This is a genomic window from Actinoallomurus sp. CA-150999 (assembly GCF_050942425.1).
In the GTDB taxonomy this organism is placed as follows: Bacteria; Actinomycetota; Actinomycetes; order Streptosporangiales; family Streptosporangiaceae; genus Actinoallomurus.
Genome location: NZ_CP192063.1, coordinates 1,431,512 through 1,453,934 on the forward strand (window position 1 = coordinate 1,431,512; position 22,423 = coordinate 1,453,934).

The window sequence follows — 22,423 nt, forward strand, 5'->3', positions numbered from 1 at the left end:
GCGCTTCGTACGCGGGGCGGTCGGTGGGCGGATGCCACTACCCTTGGTGGCGTCGTGAATCTGATCAATGTTGAAGGCCTGAGCAAGGCGTACGGGCCGGTCCCCCTGCTCGACGATGTCTCCCTCGGCGTGTTCGCCGGCGACCGGATCGGTGTCGTCGGGCGTAACGGCGACGGGAAGAGCACGCTCGTCTCTCTGTTGGCCGGCCGCATCGAGCCCGACAGCGGGCGGGTCACGCATGCACGGGGCGTGCGGCTGGGGTTCCTGACCCAGCGCGATGAGTTCCCCGACGGTGCGACCGTTCGCTCGGTGGTGTTCGGCGATCAGGCCGAGCACGAGTGGGCGAGTGACGCCCGTGCGCGGGACATCCTCGCCGGGTTGCTGCCGGGGGTCTCGCTGGACGCCCCGATGGCCGGTATGTCCGGTGGGGAACGTCGGCGGGTGGCGCTGGCCCGGCTGCTCGTGCCCGAGACCGATCTGCTGGTCCTGGACGAGCCCACCAACCATCTTGACATCGAGGCGATCGCCTGGCTCGCCGGGCACCTGAAGGATCGCACGCTGATCGTCGTCACGCACGACCGGTGGTTCCTGGACGCGGTGACCGACCGTACGTGGGAGGTGGCCGACGGGCAGGTGCACCGGTACGAGGGCGGCTATTCCGCGTACGTCCTGGCCAAGGCCGAGCGGGCCCGCATCGCCGCGTCGACCGAGGAGAAGCGGCAGAACCTCCTCCGCAAGGAGCTGGCGTGGCTTCGCCGGGGGCCGCAGGCCCGTACGTCGAAGCCGAAGTTCCGCGTCGATGCGGCTAACGCGCTGATCGCGAACGAGCCGCCGGCCCGCGACACCGTGGAGCTCGTCCGGTTCGCGACGGCGCGGCTCGGCAAGACCGTGTACGACGTCGAGGACGTGACCGTGCGCGTCGGCGATCGTGCGATCTTCGAGCACCTGACGTGGCAGCTCGGACCAGGAGACCGGGTCGGGATCGTCGGCGTCAACGGCAGCGGGAAGACCACGCTGCTGCGGCTGCTGGAGGGTACGGTCGCGCCGGCCGCCGGGCGGGTCATCCGCGGGAAGACCGTGCAGCTCGCGCACCTGTCGCAGGAGCTGGGCGAGCTCGACCCGGGCCGTCGCGTCCTGGAGTCGGTCGAGGAGATCAAGCGCCGGATCACGCTGGGGAAGAAGGAGTTCTCCGCCGGTCAGATGCTCGAGCGTTTCGGGTTCCGCGGCGACGCGCAGTGGACCCCGGTGGGCGACCTGTCCGGTGGGGAGCGGCGGCGCCTGCAACTGCTGCGGCTGCTCATGGCCGAGCCGAACGTCCTCCTGCTGGACGAGCCGACCAACGACCTGGACATCGAGACGCTGACCGAGCTGGAGGACCTGCTCGACGGATGGCCGGGGTCGTTGATGCTGGTCAGCCACGACCGGTACTTCCTCGAGCGGGTCAGCGACCACGTCCTCGCGCTGCTGGGCGACGGCCGGCTGTCGCTGCTGCCCGGCGGGGTCGACGAGTACCTCGACCGGCGCCACCGTTCGACTCCGGAGCCCCCGCCCGTACGGGCCGCCGAGCCGAAGCCGGCCAAGAACTCCTGGCAGGCGAAGAAGGAGCTCGACCGGCTCGAACGCCGGATCGAGAAGCTCGGTGCCCGCGAGGCGGAGCTGCACGAGCTGATGGCCACCCACGCCACCGACCACGAGAAACTGCTCGAACTCGACGCGGAGCTGAAGAGCGTACGCGCCGAGCGCGAGGAGATCGAGGAGCAGTGGCTCGTCCTCGCCGACGAGGCGTAGGGGACCGTACGAGGGTTGTTCATCACCGGCCGATGCCGCGATGATCCTTTTTCATGTCGACATGGATCACGCGCTTCGACGGTACGGGTGACGGGTTGCGGCTGGCGGTCAAGGACGCCATCGATATCGAGGGATCGCCGACGACCGCGGGCAGCCGCGCCGTCGCCGACCGCGCCGAGCCGGCGGTGGCCGACGCCAGGGTCGTGGCGACGGCGCGCGCCCAGGGTGCGCGGATCGTCGGCAAGGCGAACCTCACCGAGTTCTGCCTCGGCGCGGACGGCGTGAACCCGTGGTTCGGAACTCCGGTCAACCCTCTCGACCCGGCGCGTGTCCCCGGCGGATCGTCCAGTGGCTCGGCCGTGGCCGTCGCCACCGGAGAGGCGGACGTCGCGTTCGGCACGGACACCGCCGGGTCGGTGCGGATCCCGGCCGCCTGCTGTGGCATCGCGTCGCTGAAGACGACGCACGGCCGCGTGCCCCTCGACGGCGTCTATCCGCTCTCACCCTCCCTCGACACGGTCGGCCCGATGGCCAGGGACGTCGCAGGGGTGAGCCTGGGCATGGGGCTGATCGAGCCCGGCTTCGCCCCGGCCCCGTACGACCCGGGCAGGACCGTCGGCCGGCTGCGAATCCCCGGGGTGGCCGAACCGGCGATCGACGCGGCGGTGGACGCGGCGCTGCGCCAGGTGTTCACGGTGGTGGACGAGACCTGTGCGCACTTCGCGGACGCCGTCCTGGCCAACGGCGTGTTCGTCGGTGAGGAGGCCTATCGCCAGAACGGTCACCTTCTGGACGACGCGAGCCGGCTCAGCGAACGGATGTACCGGCGGCTGAGCGGTCTGCGTACCGACGCGGAGGGCAAGCGGGGATGGGCCGAGGCGACCCGGACGGCGATTCGGGCGGAGCTCGACGTCCTGTTCGAGCGACACGCGGTCCTCGCGTTGCCGGTCCTGCCGACCGTGGCGCCGCCGCCTCCGGACGGAGACGACGATCTCCTGTTGTGCGTGCTGACCGCACCGTTCAACGTCGCTGGGCTGCCGGTCTTCGCGCTTCCGGTGCCGCTGCCCGGGTCCCATCTACCGGCCGCCGTGCAGCTCGTCGGACCGGCGGGAGGCGAGGAACTGCTGTGCGGCGCGGCCGCCGCTCTGGAAGCCGCACTCGGCTGACCGTTCGCCTGGCTGCTCGGCTGGCCGTTCGCTCGGCTGCCCGGCTGCTCGGCGCAGGATCCGCTCGGCCGAGGACGCGCTGGAGTCGAGGGGACCGGTCGCTCGATTGAGAGGGCCGTGGCGCGGGAGGACTGTCGGTTCGGTGGCGAGAAGGGCAAGATGATTCCGTGACCTTGGTAATGGCGAGCATACGAGGCCGACGATGACGACATGGCTGCTCCGGATGGAGGCACCCGGAGACGGCCCCCGGCTCGCCGTCAAGGACGCGATCGACGTCGCGGGGGTGCCGACAACCGCGGCCTGCCCCGTCATCGGGGACCGTGCCGCGCCGGCCGGGGCGGACGCTCCCTGCGTCGCCGCCGCGCGGGCGCAGGGCGCCCGGATCGTCGGCAAGACGAACCTCACCGAGCTGTGCCGGGCCATCGACGGCATCAACCCCTGGACGGGCACTCCGGTGAACCCGCTCGATCCGCGACGGGTACCGGGCGGTTCGTCCAGTGGCTCGGCGGTGGCCGTCGCGATCGGCGAGGCCGATGTCGCGCTCGGCACCGACACGGCCGGATCCATACGGGTCCCGGCGGCGTGCTGTGGAGTCACCGGCTTGAAGACGACGCACGGCCGGGTCTCTCTGGAGGGAGTGTTCTCGCTCGCGCCGTCACTCGACACGGTCGGGCCACTCGGCGGTGACGTCGCGGCGGTCGCGCTGGGCATGGGGCTGATCGAGCCGGACTTCACACCGAAGCCGTACGAGGCCGGAGTCGTCGTCGGTCGGCTGCGCCCGGACGGCGTCGCGGTCGATCCGGCGATCGATGCCGCCGTCGACGCGGCGCTGCGCGCGGCGGGCCTGGCGTTCGCCGACGAGTCCATGGACACCTGGGCCGACGCCCTGTCGGCCGGCAACACGATGATCCTCGGCGAAGGTCATCGTGCGCACCGGGGCCTGCTGGCCTACCCGGACCGGATGAGCGTCCGCATCCGGCGGCGCATCGAACGCGGCGAACGGGTCACGGACGGCATGCTCGACGAGGCGTACACCACCCGGGCGGCGACCCGAGACCTCTTCGACAAGCTCCTCGAACGTTACGCGGTGCTCGCCCTGCCGACGATCTCGCAGCGACCGCCCCTGATCGGCGCCGAGCGCGAGGTGGACCTGACCGAGCTCACGCTGCCGTTCAGCCTGTCCGGTCACCCCGCGCTGGCGCTTCCCGTGCCGGTGGCCGGGGACGGTGAGCTGCCCGCCTCGCTGCAGCTCGTCGGGCCGATGGGCGGCGAGGAGCGGCTGCTGGCCGTCGGCGCGGCCATCGAGGCGGCCCTGCGCCGATGACGGTGCTCACGTTCGGGCACGGCACCGCGTCGCGGGACCGGATCGCCGAGCTCCTGACGGACGCGGGCGTCGTGTTGCTCGTCGACGTGCGTACGGCGCCGGGGAGTCGGCGCAATCCGCACGTGGCGCGGCACGAGCTGGAACGATGGCTGCCGGAGCACGGGATCGACTACCGGTGGGACAAGCGTCTCGGCGGCTTCCGGCGGCCGCCCACGGACTCTCCCGACGTCTTCTGGCGGGAGGAGATGTTCCGTGGGTACGCCGCCCACATGCGCGACGCGGAGTTCGGCGCGGCGATCGACGAGTTGCTGCGGGAGGACCGGCGGCAGGCCGTGATGTGCAGCGAGAGCGTCTGGTGGCGCTGTCATCGGCGGTTGATCGCCGACTACCTCGTGCTGGTCAGCGGCGTGCCGGTCGATCACCTCATGCACGACGGGCGGCTCGTCCCGCACACTCCGGCACCGGGCGCCCGGATTCTCGACGACGGGCTCCTCGTCTACGACGGCGGCCAGGAGCCGCTCATCTGAGTCGAACGCCGATGGCACCGAACGCCGATGGCACCGAACGCCGATGGCACCGGGATGCAGAAGGCACCGAACACCGAGGGCGCCGAAGGCCGAGGGCACCCGAACAAAGAAGGCACCCGAACGCAGAGGGCCGGTCGCCGAAACGGCGACCGGCCCCGTTGACCGATCATTCCCGGTCAGGGTCGGGAGTCGGTCGCGCGCGGCGACCGGCTCCGGCTATCCCTTGAAGTCCGGGTAGATCTTCTTGCTGTTCGCGGCGGTGTAGTGCTTCGACGCGGCGTGGTGGACCCGGTAGTACCAGTCCCGGTCCGGGGGGAACTTCAGCTTGAAGGTCACGTTGCCGTTCTTCCCGACCTTCTGGCACTTGAGGGTCTTCCAACGTTGCTGGGAGGGCTTGCCCTTCTTGGTGGCCTTGTGCTGCAGGCACAGGCTCTCGCCCTTGACGGCCTTCAGCTTGTCCTTGACGGTGGTGTAGGCGCCGGCCTTGACGACCAGGTAGGTCCCCGACGCGCCGTCACCGTCGGCGAAGTTCCACTTGGGTGACGCGCTGGAGGCGTTCGGGCCGACGATCTTCATGTGGTGACGGGTGGCCGCCTCCGCGCTGCCGGCGACGGCGGTGAGGGGAACGGCCACGGCCGCGGTGGTGACGACCGCGGCGATGAAGCGTCGCATCATCTTCTCCTTGTTGATCTTGATGGACGTCCGGGTGTGATGGCTCAAGATCAACTGGAGTTCGTTTGCTCGGAGTCCGTGGCCGGATCGGGTCAATCCACGTCTCGGGCGAACAAAAGCGGTGCGGAGATCGACAGCCGATCGGAGCGGCCGTCCGACGCTTCAGGCGGCCGGGTCGGTGTCGAAGGGGACCAGGAGCGAGCGCAGCAGGCTCGCGAGCGTGCGACGGTCACCGGGGCTGAGGGAGCCTAGGAGCTCGCGCTCGCGGTCCACGAGGTCGGCGAACGCGGCGTCGACCCTCGTGCGGCCGGCGTCCGTCAGCCGGACGAGGACACCGCGCTTGTCCTGCGGGTCGGGGCTCCGGCGGACGAGGCCCGCGGACTCCAGCCGGTCGATCCGGTTGGTCATCGTGCCGGAGGTGACCAGGGTGGCGCGGAGCAGGCGGCCGGGACTCAGTTCGTACGGCGGACCGGCGCGGCGTAGTGCGGTCAGCACGTCGAACTCCCACGACTCCATGCCGTGCGCGGCGAAGACCGCCCGGCGGGCGCGGTCGAGGTGCCGGGCGAGCCGGGAGACCCGGCTGAGGACGTGCAGCGGCTCGACATCGAGGTCCGGGCGCTCCGTGTGCCAGGCCTCGACCAGCCGGTCTACCTCGTCCTCCACAACCGATCACCTTACCTGTCTTGACGTCGAGATATCCACGTCAGATCATCCGTCTTGACATCAAGAGACCAGCATCACCGGTGACTCCCCGGACATGCCCCAGGGGCCACGGGTGGGAGGGAAATGACGTTGAGCCTCCTGATCGGAGTTCATCACGTGCAGCTCGCCGCACCTTCGGGCACGGAAGGGCGGATGCGGGAGTTCTACGCCGGCACGCTCGGGCTGACCGAGGTGCCCAAACCGGTGGAACTGGCCGCGCGGGGCGGAGCGTGGTTCCGTGCGCCGGGCATCGAGATCCACATCGGGGCCGAGGCCGGCTTCCGGCCCGCGCGAAAGGCTCATCCGGGGATCCTCGTCCGCGACCTGGAGGCCCTGGCCGCCCGACTCCGAGCCGCAGGCTATTGCGTCGTCCGCGACGGCCTGCTGCCCGGATACCGGCGCTTCTACGTCGAGGACCCTGTCGGCAACCGCTTGGAATTCCTCGAGCCCGAAGAGGCGGTCTGACCCAGGGCGCGTCCGGTGGATCTTTGTCCGGCTGCGCCATGAACAAGATCCACCGGACGCGCCCTGGGCACGTGAACCGGGCCGGCCCGGTCCTCCGGGCACCGCGTAGGTGTCACGGGCCGCGGGCCTCGCGGTCGGCGAGCATCTCCCAGTCGGCGAGGACGTCGAGCAGGATGCCGAGGATCCGCCGCAGCTCCTCCACATGGTCCGTCTTGCGCACCGCGTCTTCGAAGCCGGCCGGCTGGGTGTCGAGCGCCAACACGGCGTCCTCCAGGCGCTCGGTGAGCCGCATCGCACAGATGTCGCCCTGTGCGTCGGCCACGCCGCGCGCTCGCCGGACCCCTGCCGCGCGCTCGGTCTCCCCGCCGGCGCGCCCTCGCCCGGCACGGCCTCGATCGGAACCACCGGATCGGTATCGCACTGCCCACCTCCTGGATCCGCCGACGGCGGATCACCGCCCGGTGAGGGCACGGATCCGCGGACGGGCGCGAGCCCGTCATCGTCGCTTGGTCGGGTACGACCATAGGGACGGGGTGTGACAGAACAGCTACATGAAGTGAGGGGGTCGAGGAGGCGCCCGATCAGAGTGTTCCGGGCTCCACGCCGTTCCGGCGGGCGGCCCGGGCGTGCTCCTTCGCCTCCTTGGCCGCCTCCTTGGCCTCCTTGGCCGCTTCCTTGGCCCGGGCCTTCAGGTCCTTCTGGCGGGCCTTGTGGTCCGTCGTCAGGTACGGCTTCGGCTCGAGGCCGGAGAGCCCGTTCCACGCGAGGTTCACCAGGTGGGCGGCGACCTCTTCGCGCTTGGGCTTGCGCACGTCCAGCCAGTAGGTGCCGGTCATGGCGACCATCCCGATGAGCGCCTGGGCGTACAGCGGGGCCGCCTTCGGGTCGAAGCCCTTCTCCTTGAACTCGTCCCCGAGAATGTGCTCGACCTGGTTGGCGATGTCGCTGAGCAGGCTGGCGAACGTCCCCGTGGCCGAGGCGGCGTGCGAGTCGCGGACGAGGATGCGGAAGCCCTCACTGCTGTTCTCGATGTACTCGAGGAGTGCGAGGGCCGCGCGTTCGATCTTCTGCCGGGGGTGCCCGCCGACCAGGGCCTTGGTGACCAGGTCGAGTAGTCGCTCCATCTCGCGGTCGACGACGACCGCGTAGAGCCCTTCCTTTCCGCCGAAGTGCTCGTAGACCACCGGCTTGGACACTCCCGCGACGCTGGCGATCTCCTCTATGGAGGTGCCGTCGAATCCGCGTTCGGCGAAGAGTGTCCTGCCGATGTCGAGCAGTTGCTCCCGTCGTTCTTTTCCGGTCATACGCTTCCGGCGTGACCGTGGGGGTTCGCTCACGTCCTCAATTGTTGCGGTAGCGGCCGAATCGTTGGCTACGCTCACTGCCTGCTCTTCCCTGGCGGCCCTGGACTCCCGACCGCAGGCGGCGCCGTGTGAGACTGATTAGTTTCGCTTACGATATCCGCTTTGCGGCGAGCCGTTCGGCGTTCGGCCAACGAACGTCGGATACCCAGCCGAGCTTTTCGAAGATCCAGATGGTCCGGGCGCTGATGTCGACCTGGCCTTTCAGTACGCCGTGCCGGGCGCAGGTCGGGTCCGCGTGGTGCAGGTTGTGCCAGGACTCGCCGAAGGACGGGATCGCCAGCCACCAGACGTTACGGGCCTTGTCCCGTGAGTCGAACGCCTCGTCACCCATCACGTGGCAGATCGAGTTGATGGACCAGGTGACGTGGTGCAGCAGGGCGACGCGGACCAGCGAGCCCCAGAAGAAGGCGGTCAGCGCGCCCCACCAGGACATCGTGAGGAGCCCGCCGAGCACCGCCGGGATCAGCATGGACGCGGCGACGATGCCGGGGAACACCCTGCTGATGCGGCGGATGTCCTTGTCGGCCACCAGGTCGGGGCAGAACTTCGCGGGCGAGGTGCGGCCGGCGTCGAACAGCCAGCCCATGTGCGCCCAGATCAGACCCTTGCTGAGCGCCTTCCAGTCGCCGCCGAAGCGCCACGGCGAGTGCGGGTCGCCCTCCTTGTCGGAGTACTTGTGGTGGCGGCGGTGCGTGGCCACCCAGTCGATCACGCTCATCTCGATCGAGAGGCTGCCGGCGAGGGCCAGCACGATGCGCAGGGGGCGCTTGGCCTTGAACGACTTATGGGTGAAGAGGCGGTGGTAACCGACCGTGACCCCCATGCCGGTGATCGTGTACATGACGGCGGTGATCGCCACATCGCTCCAGCCGAGACCCCAGCCCCAGGCGAACGGCACGGCCGCGACGACGGCGAGGAGCGGAACGACGATGAAGACGGCCAGCAGGACGCGTTCGAAAATGCCCTTGGGCTTCGCTTCGAGGTCGGGTCGGACCTGCGATCGGGGTGGCGCGGACGGGGCTACGGTCATGCGGCTTCCTCCTGCCCATCGGGAAACTTACGGCTACGCAACCGTAACCTACGGCGGCGTAAGTTAGGTAGATACCCGACAGTATTCCCGCAAACATGTCGCACGAGTCACACGGCGCTCGCCGGTCGGCAAGCCGCCGTTGAGTCCCTCATGACGACGTCCATGACATGGGGGATCCGCCGGGATGGTCCAGGTGTGGGCGCGGCGACTCTTCGTGATCGAAACCGATGCGCCGTCCGACGGGGCAGCCGCTATCGTTAGGGATGCCCGGCGGCAGGAATGCCGCCACGGCGATCCGGCGTGGTGAAATCGGCATCACGGAGGGTTTTGGTCCCTTTATTTCTGGTTCGAGCCCAGACGCCGGAGCTCACTCCCCAGCCCGTACCATCGCGCTGACCTGGGGTTCGCCTGCCCGCCGCCCGGACCGGGGCGCGCGGGCCGCCGACGCGGGCGGTATCCTTCGGGTGTCGGGCGGGTAACGGCCCTGCGACCCCGCCTTCTCGCAGGCCGGCACCTCACCGGAGGTCTCCCCAGACATCCGTGGCCCGGCTCGAACCTGTCAGCGACGCCGAGGAGCCTCCTCCAGTGAGCGGAGCGAGCCACCGGGCGATGCCATGTCTCGCGTGCACCACCGAACCGTCCGGTGAGGTGGTCGCGTGACCATGAGCCGCCCAGCAGCCGTCATCGTCCTCGCCGCGGGCGAGGGCACCCGGATGAAGTCCCGCACCACCCCGAAGGTCCTGCACGAACTGGGCGGACGCAGCCTGGTCGGGCACGTCCTCGCCGCGGCCCGCGACCTACGGCCCGAACGCGTCGTGGTCGTCGTCGGGCACGGCCGGGACAAGGTCGTCGAGCACCTCGCGGAGATCGCTCCCGACGCGGTCGCGGTGACCCAGGAACAGCAGAACGGCACCGGCCACGCGGTGCGGGTCGTCCTCGAGGCGGTCGGCGCGCTGACCGGCACGGTCGTCGTCACCAACGGCGACCACCCGCTGTTGCGCGGTGAGACCCTGACCGAGCTCGTACGGGCCCACGAGACCGAGGGCAACGCCGTCACGGTGCTGAGCACCGACATCCCCGACCCGACGGGGTACGGCCGGATCGTCCGGGGGCCCGGCGGCGAGGTCGCCGCGATCGTGGAGCACAAGGACGCGGGCCCCGACCAGCGGGCCATCAACGAGATCAACGTCGGCATGTACGCCTTCGACGGAAAGCTCCTGGCGGACGCGCTGGGCCGGGTCACCACCGACAACGCCAGCGGCGAGGAGTACCTCACCGACGTCGTCGGGATCCTCCGCGGGGACGGCCACCGGGCCGGCGCGTACAAGGCGGCCGACTGGATCGAGACCCAGGGCGTCAACGACCGGGTCCAGCTCGCCCAGGCGCGACGCCAGCTGAACGACCGGATCCTCGAGGCGCACATGCGCGCCGGCGTGACGATCGTCGATCCGATGTCCACGTGGATCGACGTCCAGGCGACGCTCGAGCCCGATGTGATCATCGAGCCGGGCACCCAGCTGCGCGGCGCCACCCACGTGTCGGCGGGCGCGCGGATCGGCCCGAACGCCACGATCACCGACACCTCGATCGGGGAGGACGCCGTGGTGGTCAACGCCGTGTGCGTCTCCGCCGAGATCGGGTCGGAGGTGAGCGTCGGTCCCTTCGCCTACCTGCGGCCGGGCACCAGGCTGGCCCGCAAGGCCAAGATCGGCACGTACGTCGAGACCAAGAACGCCGTGGTCGGCGAGGGCAGCAAGGTTCCGCACCTGACCTACGTCGGCGACGCGGAGATCGGCGAGGGCTCCAACATCGGCGCCGCCTGCGTCTTCGTGAACTACGACGGCGTCACCAAGAGCCGCAGCGTCGTCGGCGACCACGTCAAGGTCGGCAGCGACAACATGATCGTCGCTCCGGTCACGATCGGCGACGGCGCGTACACCGCGGCCGGTTCGGTGATCACGAATGACGTGCCGCCGGGCGCGATGGCGGTCGCCCGGGCGCGCCAGCGCAACGTCGAGGGGTGGGTCGAGCGCAAGCGCGCCGGCACCCCTTCGGCCGAGGCGGCGCGCCGCGCCGGCGAGCAGGACGGCCAGGACAGCGAGTAAGGGGACGGTACGGGTGACAGGGATGAAGGCGACGGGCGAGAAGAAGCTGATGCTCTTCTCCGGCCGGGCATACCCCGAACTGGCCGAAGAGGTGGCAGAGGCCCTCAACGTGGAGCCGACGCCCACGTCGGCGTACGACTTCGCCAACGGTGAGACGTTCGTGCGGTTCAACGAGTCGGTGCGTGGCTCCGACGCGTTCGTGCTGCAGAGCCACACCGCCCCGATCAATCAGTGGATCATGGAGCAGCTGATCATGGTCGACGCCCTCAAACGGGCGTCGGCCAAACGGATCACGGTCGTCGCGCCGTTCTTCGGCTACGCGCGGCAGGACAAGAAGCACCGCGGCCGCGAGCCGATCTCCGCGCGCCTGATGGCGGATCTGTTCAAGACCGCCGGCGCGGACCGGCTCATGGCCGTCGACCTGCACACCGCGCAGATCCAGGGCTTCTTCGACGGCCCGGTGGACCACCTGTTCGCCCTGCCGCTCCTCACGAGCTACATCAAGTCCAAGCTCGACACCGCGCAGGTGACGGTGGTCGCCCCGGACGCCGGGCGGGTGCGCGTCGCGGAGCGCTGGAGCGACGAGCTCGGCGGCTGCCCGATGGCGATCATTCACAAGCGGCGCGACCCGGAGGTCGCGAACGAGGTGAAGGTCTTCGACGTCGTCGGTGAGGTCGCCGGCCGCACGTGCGTCGTCGTCGACGACATGATCGACACCGGCGGCACGATCGTGAAGGCGGCCGAAGCGCTGTTCGAGGAGGGCGCCGAGCGCGTCGTGGTGGCCGCCACGCACGGCGTGCTGTCCGGGCCCGCCGTCGATCGGCTGAAGAACTCCCGGATCTCCGAGGTCGTACTCACCAACACCCTGCCGATCCCGGACAACAAGCGGTTCGACAAGCTGACCGTGCTGTCGATCGCGCCGCTGCTGGCGCGGGCGATCAGTGAGGTGTTCAGTGACGGCTCGGTGACCAGCCTCTTCGGCGGTCACAGCTGAGAATCCGACCCTCGGCACGAACCGGAACGCCGATCGGCTAAACTTGGGAGACCGTGTGCGTCCGACGCTGCGTTGAAGGGCTCGCCCACCTTGAGCCCGGCCGCGAGGAGCACCGACGATCTTCGACGCCACGCGCGCCGACTTTGTACCGACAAGCTTCATTTCAGCGAGGAGTTTTCGCCGTGTCCGAGGTACGCATTGCCGCCGAGCCCCGCACCGAATTCGGTAAGGGCCCCGCACGGCGCGCTCGCAGGGCCGGCAAGGTGCCCGCAGTTCTGTACGGCCACGGCACCGACCCGAAGCACATCACGCTGCCCGGCCACGAGCTGATGCTCGCCCTCAAGACCCCCAACGTGCTGCTGCGCGTCGAGGGCCTCGGGGACGGCGCCGAGCTCGCGCTTCCGAAGGACGTCCAGCGCGACCCGCTCAAGGGCTTCCTCGAGCACGTCGACCTGCTCGTCGTGAAGCGCGGCGAGAAGGTCACCGTTGAGGTTCCCATCCAGGTGACCGGCGACATCGCGCCGGGCGGCATGCTCGACCAGCAGCTCGTGCAGATCGCCCTCGAGGCCGAGGCGACCCACCTGCCCGGGGCGGTCGAGGTCGACGTCGCGGGCCTGGAGGTCGGCACTCAGATTCTCGCCAAGGACCTCAAGCTGCCGGAGGGCTCGACGCTCGGCGCCGACGAGGAGGCCCTGGTGCTGCACGTCGTGGCGGCGCCGACGGCCGAGCAGATCGAGGCGGCGACCGCCGGCGAGGCCGAGGCGCCCGCGGCCGAGGCCGCCCCCGCCGAGCCTGCCGAGGGCGGCGAGGAGTAAGAGCGCCGCCCAGGCACCCGACCTGCTCGGGTGCCGGACGTCCGTCCAGGCGCCGGGCGCGCCGAGGCGGCGGACGTCCGCGCCCTGTGCGCCCCTGCCTGGGACGACGGGACGGCTTCGCGGCCGCGCCCGCGTCGCGCGGTCATTCACTAGTGTGTGAGCGCCCCTACCACGGGGCGCCCAGAGCCCGTGTGGAATGGGTGTCGGGCCGACCCGGCGGCCCGTTGCGCGCGGGCTTTGACGTATGTCGGTGATGGCGGACCGGAGCAGCGAGCCGCCGAGCGAGCGGAGTGGGCGGCGAGGGACGAGTCGCCCGCGAAGCGAGTGAGAAGGCGAGTGCGACCATGAGCGGGTGGCGAGCCGCCGAGCGAGCGGAGTGGGCGGCGAGGGACGAGTCGCCCGCGAAGCGAGTGAGAAGGGGAGCGCGACCATGAGCGGTGCGAACGAGCCCTGGCTCGTCGTCGGGCTCGGCAATCCCGGACCGCAGTACGCCGGTAACCGGCACAATGTCGGCTTCATGGTCCTCGACGTGCTGGCGGCGCGGATGGGCGGGCGGTTCAAGGCGCACAAGTCGCGCGCCGAGGTCGTCGAGGGCCGTCTCGTGGGCGTCCGGGTGGTGCTCGCGAAGCCCCGGTCGTACATGAACGAGTCCGGGGGCCCGGTCAAGGCGCTGCGCGACTTCTACAAGGTTCCGCTCGAGCACGTTGTCGTCGTCCACGACGAACTCGACATCCCGTACGGCACGCTGCGGTTGAAGCGCGGTGGCGGCGACAACGGCCACAACGGACTGCGCTCGATCACCAAGGCGCTCGGCGGCCCTGACTATCTCCGGGTGAGGTTCGGCATCGGCCGCCCGCCGGGGCGCATGGACGCCGCGGCTTTCGTGTTGCGTGACTTCTCCGCGACCGAGCGCAAGGAACTCGACCTCAACGCCGAACGCGCCGCCGACGCCACGGAAGCGTTGTTCACCGACGGTCTGGAACGCGCGCAGAACGTCTATCACACCGCATAGAAGGTCTTTCGCACCGCTGCGTAGTCGAGTGCCGCGCAAAGCGTGGTTTCCATCACTCTGTGCACTCTGGGTCTCTATCGTGCCGGGTGTAGGCATCCGGAATACAGCGCCGTTCAGTCTCCCGATGGCCGAAAGGCCGCAATTCGGTACTGACTGTCACTGATAGGACGCGGAGGGCGGTAAACGGCGAAACGTGTGAACCTCTGGTGTCCACGACGCGTCCTGATCCGGCAGAGTCCTGGGGTATTTCGGCGAGGGGTGAGATGGCGGTCGTCGGAAAGACGTGGCCGGAGGCCCAGTCCGTCCACAACGGTCGTTCGCAGGCCGAGGCCTGGGCATCCGGGTACGCACGGCAGGCGTTCTGCGTCGACTTCTTCGCGGCCCTGCTCGCCGGCCTGATCGCGTTCGTCGCCCGATTCCGCTATCCCACGTTCGGCGACCCCTGGAGCACGCCGTATATCGGGCTGAGCCTCGTCCTGCCCTTCCTGTGGACGGGTGTGCTCAACATGGGACGCGCGTACGAGCAGCGGCTGTTCGGCGTCGGCTCCGAGGAGTTCCGCCGGGTCATCCAGGCCGGATTCTCGCTGACCGCGACGGTCGCGATCGCCGCGTACGCCACCAAGATCGACGTCGCCCGTGGGTACGTCATCGTGGCGCTGCCGCTCTCGACGATGCTCGGGCTGGCCGGTCGCTACCAGCTGCGCAAGCGGCTGCACCACCGGCGGAAGGCGGGCGCGTGCATGCGCCGCGTCGTGGCCGCCGGTCACCGGGCGGCAGTGGCCGACCTGGTCAAGCAGCTGCGCCGCGAGACCCACCACGGCATGGAGATCGTCGCCGCCTGTCTCCCCCCGATGCTCGCCTCCGGCGACGACGCCGTCCACGAGATCGAGGGCGTCCGGGTCGCCGGAGACTTCGCCGGGATCGCCGGCGTCGTCGAGACCGCGCAGGCGGACACCGTCGCCGTCCTGGCCTGTCCGGAACTGGACGGCGTGGTCCTGCGTCGCCTCGCCTGGCAGCTGGAGAAGGACGACGTCGACCTCGTCGTCGCGCCCGCGCTCATGGAGGTCGCCGGCCCGCGTACCTCCATTCGCCCGGTCGCCGGGCTGCCGCTCCTGCACGTCGAACACCCCGAGCTGACCGGCGTCCGCCGGCTCGCCAAGAGCGCGTTCGACCGGACCGTCGCCTGCGCGGCACTGATCGTCCTGTGGCCACTGTTGGCCGCCATCGTGATCGCCATCCGGCTGGAGAGCCACGGTCCCGCGCTGTTCCGCCAGACCAGGGTGGGCCGGGACGGCCGTGAGTTCACCGTGCTGAAGTTCCGCACGATGGTCGTGGACGCCGAGCTGCGCAAGGCCGAGCTGCTGAAGCTCAACGACCACGACGGAGTCCTGTTCAAGATCAAGAACGATCCGCGGATCACCCGGATCGGGGCCTGGCTGCGCCGCTACTCCCTCGACGAGCTGCCGCAGCTGTTCAACGTGATCTGGGGCGACATGTCGCTGGTCGGCCCCCGTCCGCCGCTCCCCGAAGAGGTCGCCCAGTACGGCGACGACGTGCGGCGCCGCCTCGTCGTACGACCGGGCATGACCGGTCTGTGGCAGGTGAGCGGCCGGGCGGATCTGACATGGGAGGAATCCGTGCGGCTGGATCTGCGTTATGTCGAGAACTGGTCTTTGACACTCGACCTGCAGATCCTGTGGAAGACCTGGGCCGCCGTGTTGCACGGTTCCGGGGCCTACTGACGTGTAGTAGAGAGAAGTACGTGACACAAGACGACCACGCCCTCGCCCGGGACCTGGCCACCGAAGCGGGAGCGCTTCTGCTGCGCCTGCGCGCCGCGTCCGGCTTCGCCGACATCAAGACCCTCCGCGACACCGGTGATCGGGAGTCGCACGTCTACCTGACGGAGGCGCTCGCCCGGCAGCGCCCCGGTGACGCGATCCTCAGCGAGGAGGGCAAGGACGACCTCGACCGCCTCGACGCCGACCGTCTGTGGATCATCGATCCGCTCGACGGCACCCGTGAGTACGGCGAGGAGGGACGGGCCGACTGGGCCGTCCACGTCGCCCTCTGGGAGCGGGGTGCGGACGGGACCGGGCGGCTCACCGCCGGCGCCGTCGCACTGCCCGCCCAGGGCCGGACCCTCTCCACCGCGGAGCCGACGCCACCGCGCCCGCTGAGCGATCCGTCACACATCAGGCTCACCGTCAGCCGCAGCCGCCCGCCGGCGTTCCTCGACCGGCTGCTCGAGGCACTCGACGCGGACGTGGAATTGGTCACCATCGGATCGGCCGGTGCGAAGGTCGCCGCGATGATCCTCGGAGACGTCGATGCCTATGTACACGCGGGCGGACAGTACGAATGGGACTCCGCCGCGCCGGTCGCCGTCGCCCGGGCCGTGGGCGCCCATACCTCCCGTATCGACGGATCACCCTTGATCTATAACAATGAGGACACCCTCCTCCCGGATATCCTGGTCTGCCACCCGGACCTGGCGCCGACGCTGCTCGCCGGTATCCGGGCGGTCTCGTAAGCGAACCCCGGGAGCGGCTCCACATGCAGCGCACAACCGCTGACACCCGCGACTACCGGACGTCCCAGCTGGGCGTCCTGGAGTCCGAATCGATCCACATCATCCGGGAGGTCGCGGCCGAGTTCGAACGGCCCGTCCTGCTCTTCTCCGGCGGCAAGGACAGCATTGTCATGCTGCGCCTCGCCGAGAAGGCGTTCTGGCCGGCGCCGGTCCCCTTCCCCGTCATGCACGTCGACACGGGGCACAACTTCCCGGAGGTCATCGAGTTCCGCGACCGTCGCGTCGCCGAGCTCGGCGTCCGCCTGGTGATCGCCTCCGTCCAGGAGTCCATCGACAAGGGGCGCGTCGTCGAGGAGACCGGCCGGCGGGCCAGCCGGAACCGCCTGCAGACCACCACACTGCTCGACGCCATCGAAGAGCACCGCTTCGACGCGGCCTTCGGCGGCGCCCGCCGCGACGAGGAGAAGGCCCGCGCCAAGGAGCGCGTCGTCTCCTTCCGCGACGACTTCGGCCAGTGGGATCCGAAGAATCAGCGGCCTGAGCTGTGGAACCTGTACAACACGCGGATCCGTCAGGGCGAGCACGTCCGGGTGTTCCCGCTGTCGAACTGGACCGAGCTGGACATCTGGGACTACATCCAGACGGAGGGTCTGGAGATCCCGTCCATCTACTTCGCGCACACCCGCACCGTCTTCGAACGCGACGGCATGCTGCTCGCCGACAGCCCGTACTCCAACCGGGGCGACGACGAGCCGGCCTTCGAGGCGATGGTCCGCTACCGCACGGTCGGTGACATGAGCTGCACGGGCGCCGTCGAGTCGACGGCGGTCACCCTGGGCGACGTCATGACCGAGATCGCGGCCACGCGGATCACCGAGCGCGGCCAGACCCGCGCCGACGACCGCACCAGCGAGGCCGCCATGGAGGACCGCAAGCGGGAGGGCTACTTCTAATGAGCCGGGAGCGAACCCGACGCAGTGAGCGGAGTGTCCGGCGCCGCGAAGCAAGCCGGACGCGGAGGGAACGAGGAGCGGAGAGCGACCAGTGAGCATGGACATTCTGCGGCTGGCCACCGCCGGCTCGGTCGACGACGGTAAGTCCACCCTCATCGGACGCCTGCTCTTCGACTCCAAGTCGATCTTCGAGGACCAGCTCGAGGCCGTCGAGCGCACCAGCCGGGACCGGGGCGAGGACTACACCAACCTCGCCCTGCTGACCGACGGCCTGCGCGCCGAGCGCGAGCAGGGCATCACGATCGACGTCGCCTACCGCTACTTCGCCACGCCCCGGCGGAAGTTCATCATCGCCGACACCCCCGGGCACATTCAGTACACCCGGAACATGGTGACCGGCGCCTCGACCGCCGACCTGGCGATCGTCCTGATCGACGCGCGCAAGGGCATCCTCGAACAGTCGCGCCGGCACGCGTTCCTGACAACGCTGCTGCGGGTGCCGCACCTCGTGCTGGCGGTCAACAAGATGGACCTCGTCGACTACGACCAGGCGACGTTCGAGCGGATCAAGGACGAGTTCACGTCGTTCGCGGCCAAGCTGTCCGTCGGCGACCTGACGTTCATCCCGATCTCGGCTCTGCACGGCGACAACGTCGTCGAGCGGTCGGCGAACATGCAGTGGTACGACGGTCCGTCGCTGCTGCACCACCTGGAGAACGTCCACATCGCCTCCGACCGCAACCTCATCGACGTGCGGTTCCCCGTGCAGTACGTCATCCGCCCGCACAAGTCCACCGACCCGGAGCTGCACGACTACCGCGGCTACGCGGGTCAGGTCTCGGGCGGCGTGCTCAAGCCGGGCGACGAGGTCATGCACCTGCCGTCCGGGCTGACCACGCGGATCAAGCGCATCGACACCGCCGACGGGCCGGTGGACGAGGCGTTCCCGCCGATGTCGGTGACGCTCCTGCTGGAGGACGACATCGACATCTCCCGGGGCGACATGATCTGCCGGCCGCACAACCGGCCGCAGGTCACTCAGGACGTCGACGCGATGGTCTGCTGGATGTCCGACGAGCGGCCCCTCGTGCCGCGCGGCAAGCTGATCATCAAGCACACCACCCGTATGGCCAAGGCGATGGTCAAGGATCTGCACTACCGGCTCGACGTCAACACGCTGCACCGCCACGAGGACGCCGAGCGGCTGCAGCTGAACGAGATCGGCCGGATCAGCCTGCGCGTCACCCAGCCGCTGTTCGCCGACGACTATGCCCGCAACCGCGCCACCGGCGGGTTCATCCTCATCGACGAGGCCACCAACGCCACGGTCGCCGCCGGCATGATCATGGAGAACCGCTAGATCGTACGGGGCCCGGCTCCTCGGCGAGCCGGGCCCGTACGCTCATTTCTGGTGACCGGGTGGGAATCCGCCGGTCGCGATCGGTCCCCACTCCTCGATGTGGATGCGGATGAGCGACTTGTCCTGCCGCCGCATCGCCTCCCGGTACTCCTCCCAGTCGGGGTGCTCACCGGCGATGCAGCGGTAGTACTCGACGAGCCCCTCCAGGGCCTCGGGCATGTCCAGCACCTCGGCACGCCCGTCGACCTGGACGTACGGGCCGTCCCAGTCGTCGGACAGCACACAGATCGACACCCGCTCGTCCCGGCGCAGGTTCCGCGCCTTGACCCGCTCGGGATAGGTGGAGATCACGATGCGTCCCTCGCCGTCGACGCCACAGGCGACGGGGGACATCTGGGGACGGCCACTCGACCGTACGGTCGCCAGCAGCCCGTGATGCCGCGGGCGCAGGAACTCCAGCAGGGCGTCCCGGTCGACACGCTCGGCGGTCGCGATTCTCGGAGCCACAGAAATCGCCTTTCCGGATGGAACGGTTACTGCGCGACAGACTAGATCTGTACCCTTTCCGGGTGCTGCCCTCCGTCGGAGTGGTGATCCCCACTCACAACCGTCCCGAGTTGCTGCGCCGCGCGGTGGAGTCGGTGCTCGCCCAGGAGTACGACGGACCGGTTCGCGTCGTCGTCGTGTACGACCGGGCGACACCCGACCAGAACCTGGCGGGGGACCGGGTCGAGGTGCTCGCCAACACCCGTACGCCAGGGCTCCCCGGCAGCCGCAACACCGGCATCCTCGCGCTCGACACCGACTTCGTGGCCTCCTGCGACGACGACGACGTGTGGCTGCCCGGCAAGCTCGCGGCCCAGGTCGCCGCCCTTCAGGACGAGCCCGAGGCGGTGCTCTGCAGCTGCGGCATCGTGGTCGACTTCGACGGCCGGGAGATGCCCCGGCTCGCCGGCGCCGATCACGTCCGCTTCGACGACCTCGTCGGCGACCGGGTGATGAGCGTGCACTCCTCGACGTACGTGGCGCGGCGCGAGGCGCTGATCGACATCGGCATGGTCGACGAGACGATCCCCGGCGGTCAGGGCGAGGACTGGGACCTCGCGCTACGGGCGGCCCGGCGGCATCCGATCGTCAACGTCGACCGTCCGTACGTCCGCGTGCTGTTCGGCCAGACCTCGTACTACGCGCAGGCATGGGAGACGAAGGTGGAGGCCCTGCGGTGGTTCCTCGACCGGTATCCCGAGATCGGCCGCTCCCCGGCCGCCGCCGGGCGCGTGTACGGGCAGATCGCGTTCGGCTGCGCCACGATCGGCCGGCGCCGGGAGGCCGTCCGCTGGGCCGGTCGTGCGGTGCGCGCCAACTGGAAGGAGCGCCGGGTGCCGTTCGCGCTCGCCGTCGCCTCCGGCGTGGTCTCGGGCAAGCGCGTCCTGCTGACCCTGCACGCCCGCGGCCGAGGCATCTGACCGACCCCCGGCCGGGACGATCGATCAGGTCCAGGTGACCTTGGGGTGCGCCGCGGTCTCGTCGGCGCTGTTGTCGGTCGGCGCCTGGCGCGTCGAGTCGGCGGGCCGGGCGGCCTCGGCGCGGTGGCCGCCGTCGGTGCGCCGGGCGGTCTCCGCCGGCCGGGGCGCCTCGGCGGACCGCGACCGGCCGCCGGAGCGTCCCGCGGACCGGCCCGACGCGGCGGACACGTCCTGGCCGGTCGGAAGCGCGGTCTCGTTGGTCCGGACGGAGTCCTCGGTGGACGCGGGCGGGAGCGGCTCGGGGCGGTGGCGCCGGCCCCTCCGCGGCGGGCTGTCCTCGTCGGAGACGGCGACCATGTCCATGACCGTCGGCGGCTCCTCGATGGCCTGGTACTTGCTCGGCGCCGCCGGCGGAGCAGACGGCCGCTCGCGCAACGGCGGCGGGGTCCGCGCCGGAAGCGAAGGCCGCGGCGGCGCGGTCGGCATCTTGTCGTCCTGGGTGGGGAGGACGACCGCGCCCATCACCGCGGCGCCCATCCGGTCGATGCGGCGCACGCCGTCGCGGACCTGGGCGTAGCGCGCGAGGGGGATCTCGACCACCATGAGCGCGGCGTCGGCCAGGTCCGCGAGCGCCTGGGCGTCGGCGCCCAGCTCGGTGGACGGGGCCTCGATGACCGTGAACCGGTACTTCTCGCGCAGCGACCCGATCAGCTTGGTCATCTGCTCCCGCTGCAGCAGCTCGGCGGCCAGTTCGCCGTTCGCGCCGACCGTGATGGCGCTGAGGGTCGGCGCGCCGTGGTTCTTGCGGATCACCTCGCGGGCCTCGGCCCAGCCGAGCAGCACCTCCGACAGCCCCGGGCCCTCCGGGAGGCCGAGGAGCTCGCCGGCCACCGAGGAGTTCAGGTCCGCGCAGATCAGCAGCACGTCGGAGCCGGTGCGCGCGAGCGCGGCGGCGAGGTTGGCGGCGACGATGCTGCCGCCGCGGCCCGGGGCCGCCCCGGTGACCAGGAGCACGTGGTTGCCGTGGCCGAGCGTGGCGGTGAGGACGTGGGACAGCTCGTGGAAGCTCTGGCCGGTCCGGCTGCGCGCCGGGAGCAGCCCCAGCCCCTCCCGGCCGCGCTTGGCCGGGACGTCCACGAGGACCGGCAGGTCGAGGATCCGCTCGATGTCCTGCGCCGTACGCACCCGCTTGTCCGTGCGGTCCAGCAGGATGGCCAGGACTACGCCCAGCAGCAGGCCGCCCACGAGGCCGCTGGGCAGGTACTTCGTCAGCGTGGGGTCCGAGGGGGCCGACGGTAGCCGGGCGTCGGTGATGATCTGGCCCGGGCTGACGTTGGCGGCTTGCACCCGCAGGTCGGACGCCTTGTTGTTCAGGACCTGCATCTGGGAGACGACCAGGTTCTTCTGGACCTTGTCGGCCATCGTCCGAAGCTGCTTGGAAAGGGAGTTGATCTGCCGTTCCAGCGCGGACATCTGGCTCATCAGGATGTTGGTGGCGCTGTCGCGCCGGTCGTCCAGGTAGGCCTGCGCGAACGCGTGCGCGCGGCTGCGGGCGCCGTCCGCGGTCGCCGCCTCGACCGTGATGTACAGGACCGTGGAGTTGTTCGGGACGTTCACCGACACCGACGCGCTCAGCTCGCCCGGGGTGGCCTTCGAGCCGAGACTCCTGGCCACCCGCTCGGCCACGGAGTACGACCGTACGCGCTGCGCTTCGGTCTGCAGGTTGATGTCCTGCTGGCGACCGGACTGGCTGCCGCTGTCCAGCGTGGTGGGGGTGACGTTGACGACCGTGAAGGCGGAGTAGGTCTTGGGCATGACGACGACGAGCATCGCCGCCAGCGCGACGCCGAGCGCGGCGGCCGCGGCAACGACCCACCAGCGGCGTTTGAGCATTGCGAGATACTCAGCGAGCTCGCGTGAGCCCCCCGTGGCCGTGGCGTCCATCTGGCTGCGTGACCCCTTCGCCGAAGGTCTATGAGACCGCCATAAGATACCTTGCCGAACATCACGGAAACCTCTGCTCGTAAGGGCTCGTTCCGTGTTCGGAATGATTGTTCAGGTAATCGACGTCGGCGATCGTCGATCTGGGGCAATTCGCGGCGCGGTCTCGCTGATCGAAATCTGTTTTGTATAGGTACGTGGTGTAA

Annotated in this window: 21 protein-coding genes; 14 read left to right on the forward strand and 7 right to left on the reverse strand. The window is 69.9% G+C overall.

Annotation, left to right across the window (positions count from 1 at the left end; genetic code table 11):
- The first annotated feature begins 54 nt into the window (after positions 1–54).
- The 4 genes from ACQP2O_RS06870 to ACQP2O_RS06885 all read left to right on the forward strand — a co-directional run bounded on the left by ACQP2O_RS06870 (position 55) and on the right by ACQP2O_RS06885 (position 4,805).
- Positions 55–1,788 (forward strand): ABC-F family ATP-binding cassette domain-containing protein, encoded by a 1,734-nt coding sequence (locus ACQP2O_RS06870; protein WP_433180946.1) that lies wholly within the window; start codon positions 55–57, stop codon positions 1,786–1,788.
- 53 nt (positions 1,789–1,841) lie between these two features.
- Positions 1,842–2,954 (forward strand): amidase, encoded by a 1,113-nt coding sequence (locus tag ACQP2O_RS06875; protein ID WP_433180948.1) that lies wholly within the window; start codon positions 1,842–1,844, stop codon positions 2,952–2,954.
- Between the two features lie 202 nt (positions 2,955–3,156).
- Positions 3,157–4,278 (forward strand): amidase, encoded by a 1,122-nt coding sequence (locus ACQP2O_RS06880; RefSeq protein WP_433180949.1) that lies wholly within the window; start codon positions 3,157–3,159, stop codon positions 4,276–4,278.
- A complete protein-coding gene (locus tag ACQP2O_RS06885; protein ID WP_433180951.1) occupies positions 4,275–4,805 on the forward strand; it encodes a DUF488 domain-containing protein in 531 nt (176 codons plus the stop codon). Before ACQP2O_RS06880 ends, ACQP2O_RS06885 begins: the two co-directional genes overlap by 4 nt.
- 216 nt (positions 4,806–5,021) lie before the next feature.
- Here the strand turns inward: ACQP2O_RS06885 and ACQP2O_RS06890 are convergent, their stop codons facing one another.
- Both ACQP2O_RS06890 and ACQP2O_RS06895 read right to left on the reverse strand, forming a co-directional pair.
- Complete coding sequence (locus tag ACQP2O_RS06890; protein WP_433180953.1) at positions 5,022–5,477, reverse strand: hypothetical protein; 456 nt, start codon at positions 5,475–5,477, stop codon at positions 5,022–5,024.
- A 162-nt stretch (positions 5,478–5,639) separates the two neighbouring features.
- Positions 5,640–6,140, reverse strand: coding sequence for a MarR family winged helix-turn-helix transcriptional regulator (locus ACQP2O_RS06895; RefSeq protein WP_433180954.1), 501 nt, complete (start codon positions 6,138–6,140; stop codon positions 5,640–5,642).
- A gap of 123 nt (positions 6,141–6,263) precedes the next feature.
- Between ACQP2O_RS06895 and ACQP2O_RS06900 the strand changes: the two genes are divergently transcribed.
- Positions 6,264–6,644 (forward strand): VOC family protein, encoded by a 381-nt coding sequence (locus tag ACQP2O_RS06900; RefSeq protein ID WP_433180956.1) that lies wholly within the window; start codon positions 6,264–6,266, stop codon positions 6,642–6,644.
- Between the two features lie 112 nt (positions 6,645–6,756).
- Here ACQP2O_RS06900 and ACQP2O_RS06905 read toward each other — a convergent pair whose 3' ends face one another.
- The 3 genes from ACQP2O_RS06905 to ACQP2O_RS06915 all read right to left on the reverse strand — a co-directional run bounded on the left by ACQP2O_RS06905 (position 6,757) and on the right by ACQP2O_RS06915 (position 9,038).
- Positions 6,757–6,966, reverse strand: a complete 210-nt coding sequence (locus tag ACQP2O_RS06905) for a hypothetical protein (protein WP_433180958.1) — start codon at positions 6,964–6,966, stop codon at positions 6,757–6,759.
- 259 nt (positions 6,967–7,225) lie between these two features.
- Complete coding sequence (locus ACQP2O_RS06910) at positions 7,226–7,948, reverse strand: TetR/AcrR family transcriptional regulator (protein WP_433180960.1); 723 nt, start codon at positions 7,946–7,948, stop codon at positions 7,226–7,228.
- Positions 7,949–8,096: 148 nt separating this feature from the next.
- On the reverse strand, positions 8,097–9,038 hold the full coding sequence (locus ACQP2O_RS06915) for an acyl-CoA desaturase (protein WP_433180961.1): 942 nt from the start codon (positions 9,036–9,038) through the stop codon (positions 8,097–8,099).
- A gap of 656 nt (positions 9,039–9,694) precedes the next feature.
- Between ACQP2O_RS06915 and glmU the strand changes: the two genes are divergently transcribed.
- From glmU to cysN, 8 genes are all read left to right on the forward strand, one after another.
- A complete protein-coding gene (gene glmU, locus ACQP2O_RS06920; protein ID WP_433180963.1) occupies positions 9,695–11,143 on the forward strand; it encodes a bifunctional UDP-N-acetylglucosamine diphosphorylase/glucosamine-1-phosphate N-acetyltransferase GlmU in 1,449 nt (482 codons plus the stop codon).
- Between the two features lie 13 nt (positions 11,144–11,156).
- Complete coding sequence (locus ACQP2O_RS06925) at positions 11,157–12,137, forward strand: ribose-phosphate diphosphokinase (protein ID WP_433180965.1); 981 nt, start codon at positions 11,157–11,159, stop codon at positions 12,135–12,137.
- Positions 12,138–12,319: 182 nt separating this feature from the next.
- The gene (locus ACQP2O_RS06930) at positions 12,320–12,952 is read left to right on the forward strand and encodes a 50S ribosomal protein L25/general stress protein Ctc (protein ID WP_433180967.1); all 633 of its coding nucleotides are present in this window, start codon (positions 12,320–12,322) and stop codon (positions 12,950–12,952) included.
- A gap of 430 nt (positions 12,953–13,382) precedes the next feature.
- Positions 13,383–13,964 carry an aminoacyl-tRNA hydrolase gene (gene pth / locus ACQP2O_RS06935; RefSeq protein WP_433180969.1) on the forward strand — a complete coding sequence of 194 codons (582 nt, stop codon included), beginning with the start codon at positions 13,383–13,385 and terminating at the stop codon, positions 13,962–13,964.
- Positions 13,965–14,227: 263 nt separating this feature from the next.
- Positions 14,228–15,706 carry a sugar transferase gene (locus ACQP2O_RS06940; protein WP_433180971.1) on the forward strand — a complete coding sequence of 493 codons (1,479 nt, stop codon included), beginning with the start codon at positions 14,228–14,230 and terminating at the stop codon, positions 15,704–15,706.
- A 20-nt stretch (positions 15,707–15,726) separates the two neighbouring features.
- Positions 15,727–16,497, forward strand: a complete 771-nt coding sequence (locus tag ACQP2O_RS06945; RefSeq protein ID WP_433180973.1) for a 3'(2'),5'-bisphosphate nucleotidase CysQ — start codon at positions 15,727–15,729, stop codon at positions 16,495–16,497.
- 23 nt (positions 16,498–16,520) lie between these two features.
- Positions 16,521–17,450: a sulfate adenylyltransferase subunit CysD gene (gene cysD, locus ACQP2O_RS06950; protein WP_433180974.1), complete on the forward strand. Its 930-nt coding sequence runs from the start codon at positions 16,521–16,523 to the stop codon at positions 17,448–17,450.
- 91 nt (positions 17,451–17,541) lie between these two features.
- A complete protein-coding gene (gene cysN, locus ACQP2O_RS06955; protein ID WP_433180976.1) occupies positions 17,542–18,810 on the forward strand; it encodes a sulfate adenylyltransferase subunit CysN in 1,269 nt (422 codons plus the stop codon).
- A gap of 42 nt (positions 18,811–18,852) precedes the next feature.
- Here the strand turns inward: cysN and ACQP2O_RS06960 are convergent, their stop codons facing one another.
- On the reverse strand, positions 18,853–19,317 hold the full coding sequence (locus ACQP2O_RS06960) for a PPOX class F420-dependent oxidoreductase (RefSeq protein ID WP_433180978.1): 465 nt from the start codon (positions 19,315–19,317) through the stop codon (positions 18,853–18,855).
- 62 nt (positions 19,318–19,379) lie between these two features.
- Here ACQP2O_RS06960 and ACQP2O_RS06965 point away from each other — a divergent pair, with 62 nt between their 5' ends.
- Positions 19,380–20,276: a glycosyltransferase family 2 protein gene (locus tag ACQP2O_RS06965; protein ID WP_433180980.1), complete on the forward strand. Its 897-nt coding sequence runs from the start codon at positions 19,380–19,382 to the stop codon at positions 20,274–20,276.
- A 24-nt stretch (positions 20,277–20,300) separates the two neighbouring features.
- Here ACQP2O_RS06965 and ACQP2O_RS06970 read toward each other — a convergent pair whose 3' ends face one another.
- On the reverse strand, positions 20,301–22,220 hold the full coding sequence (locus tag ACQP2O_RS06970) for a Wzz/FepE/Etk N-terminal domain-containing protein (RefSeq protein WP_433180982.1): 1,920 nt from the start codon (positions 22,218–22,220) through the stop codon (positions 20,301–20,303).
- Between the last annotated feature and the right edge of the window lie 203 nt (positions 22,221–22,423).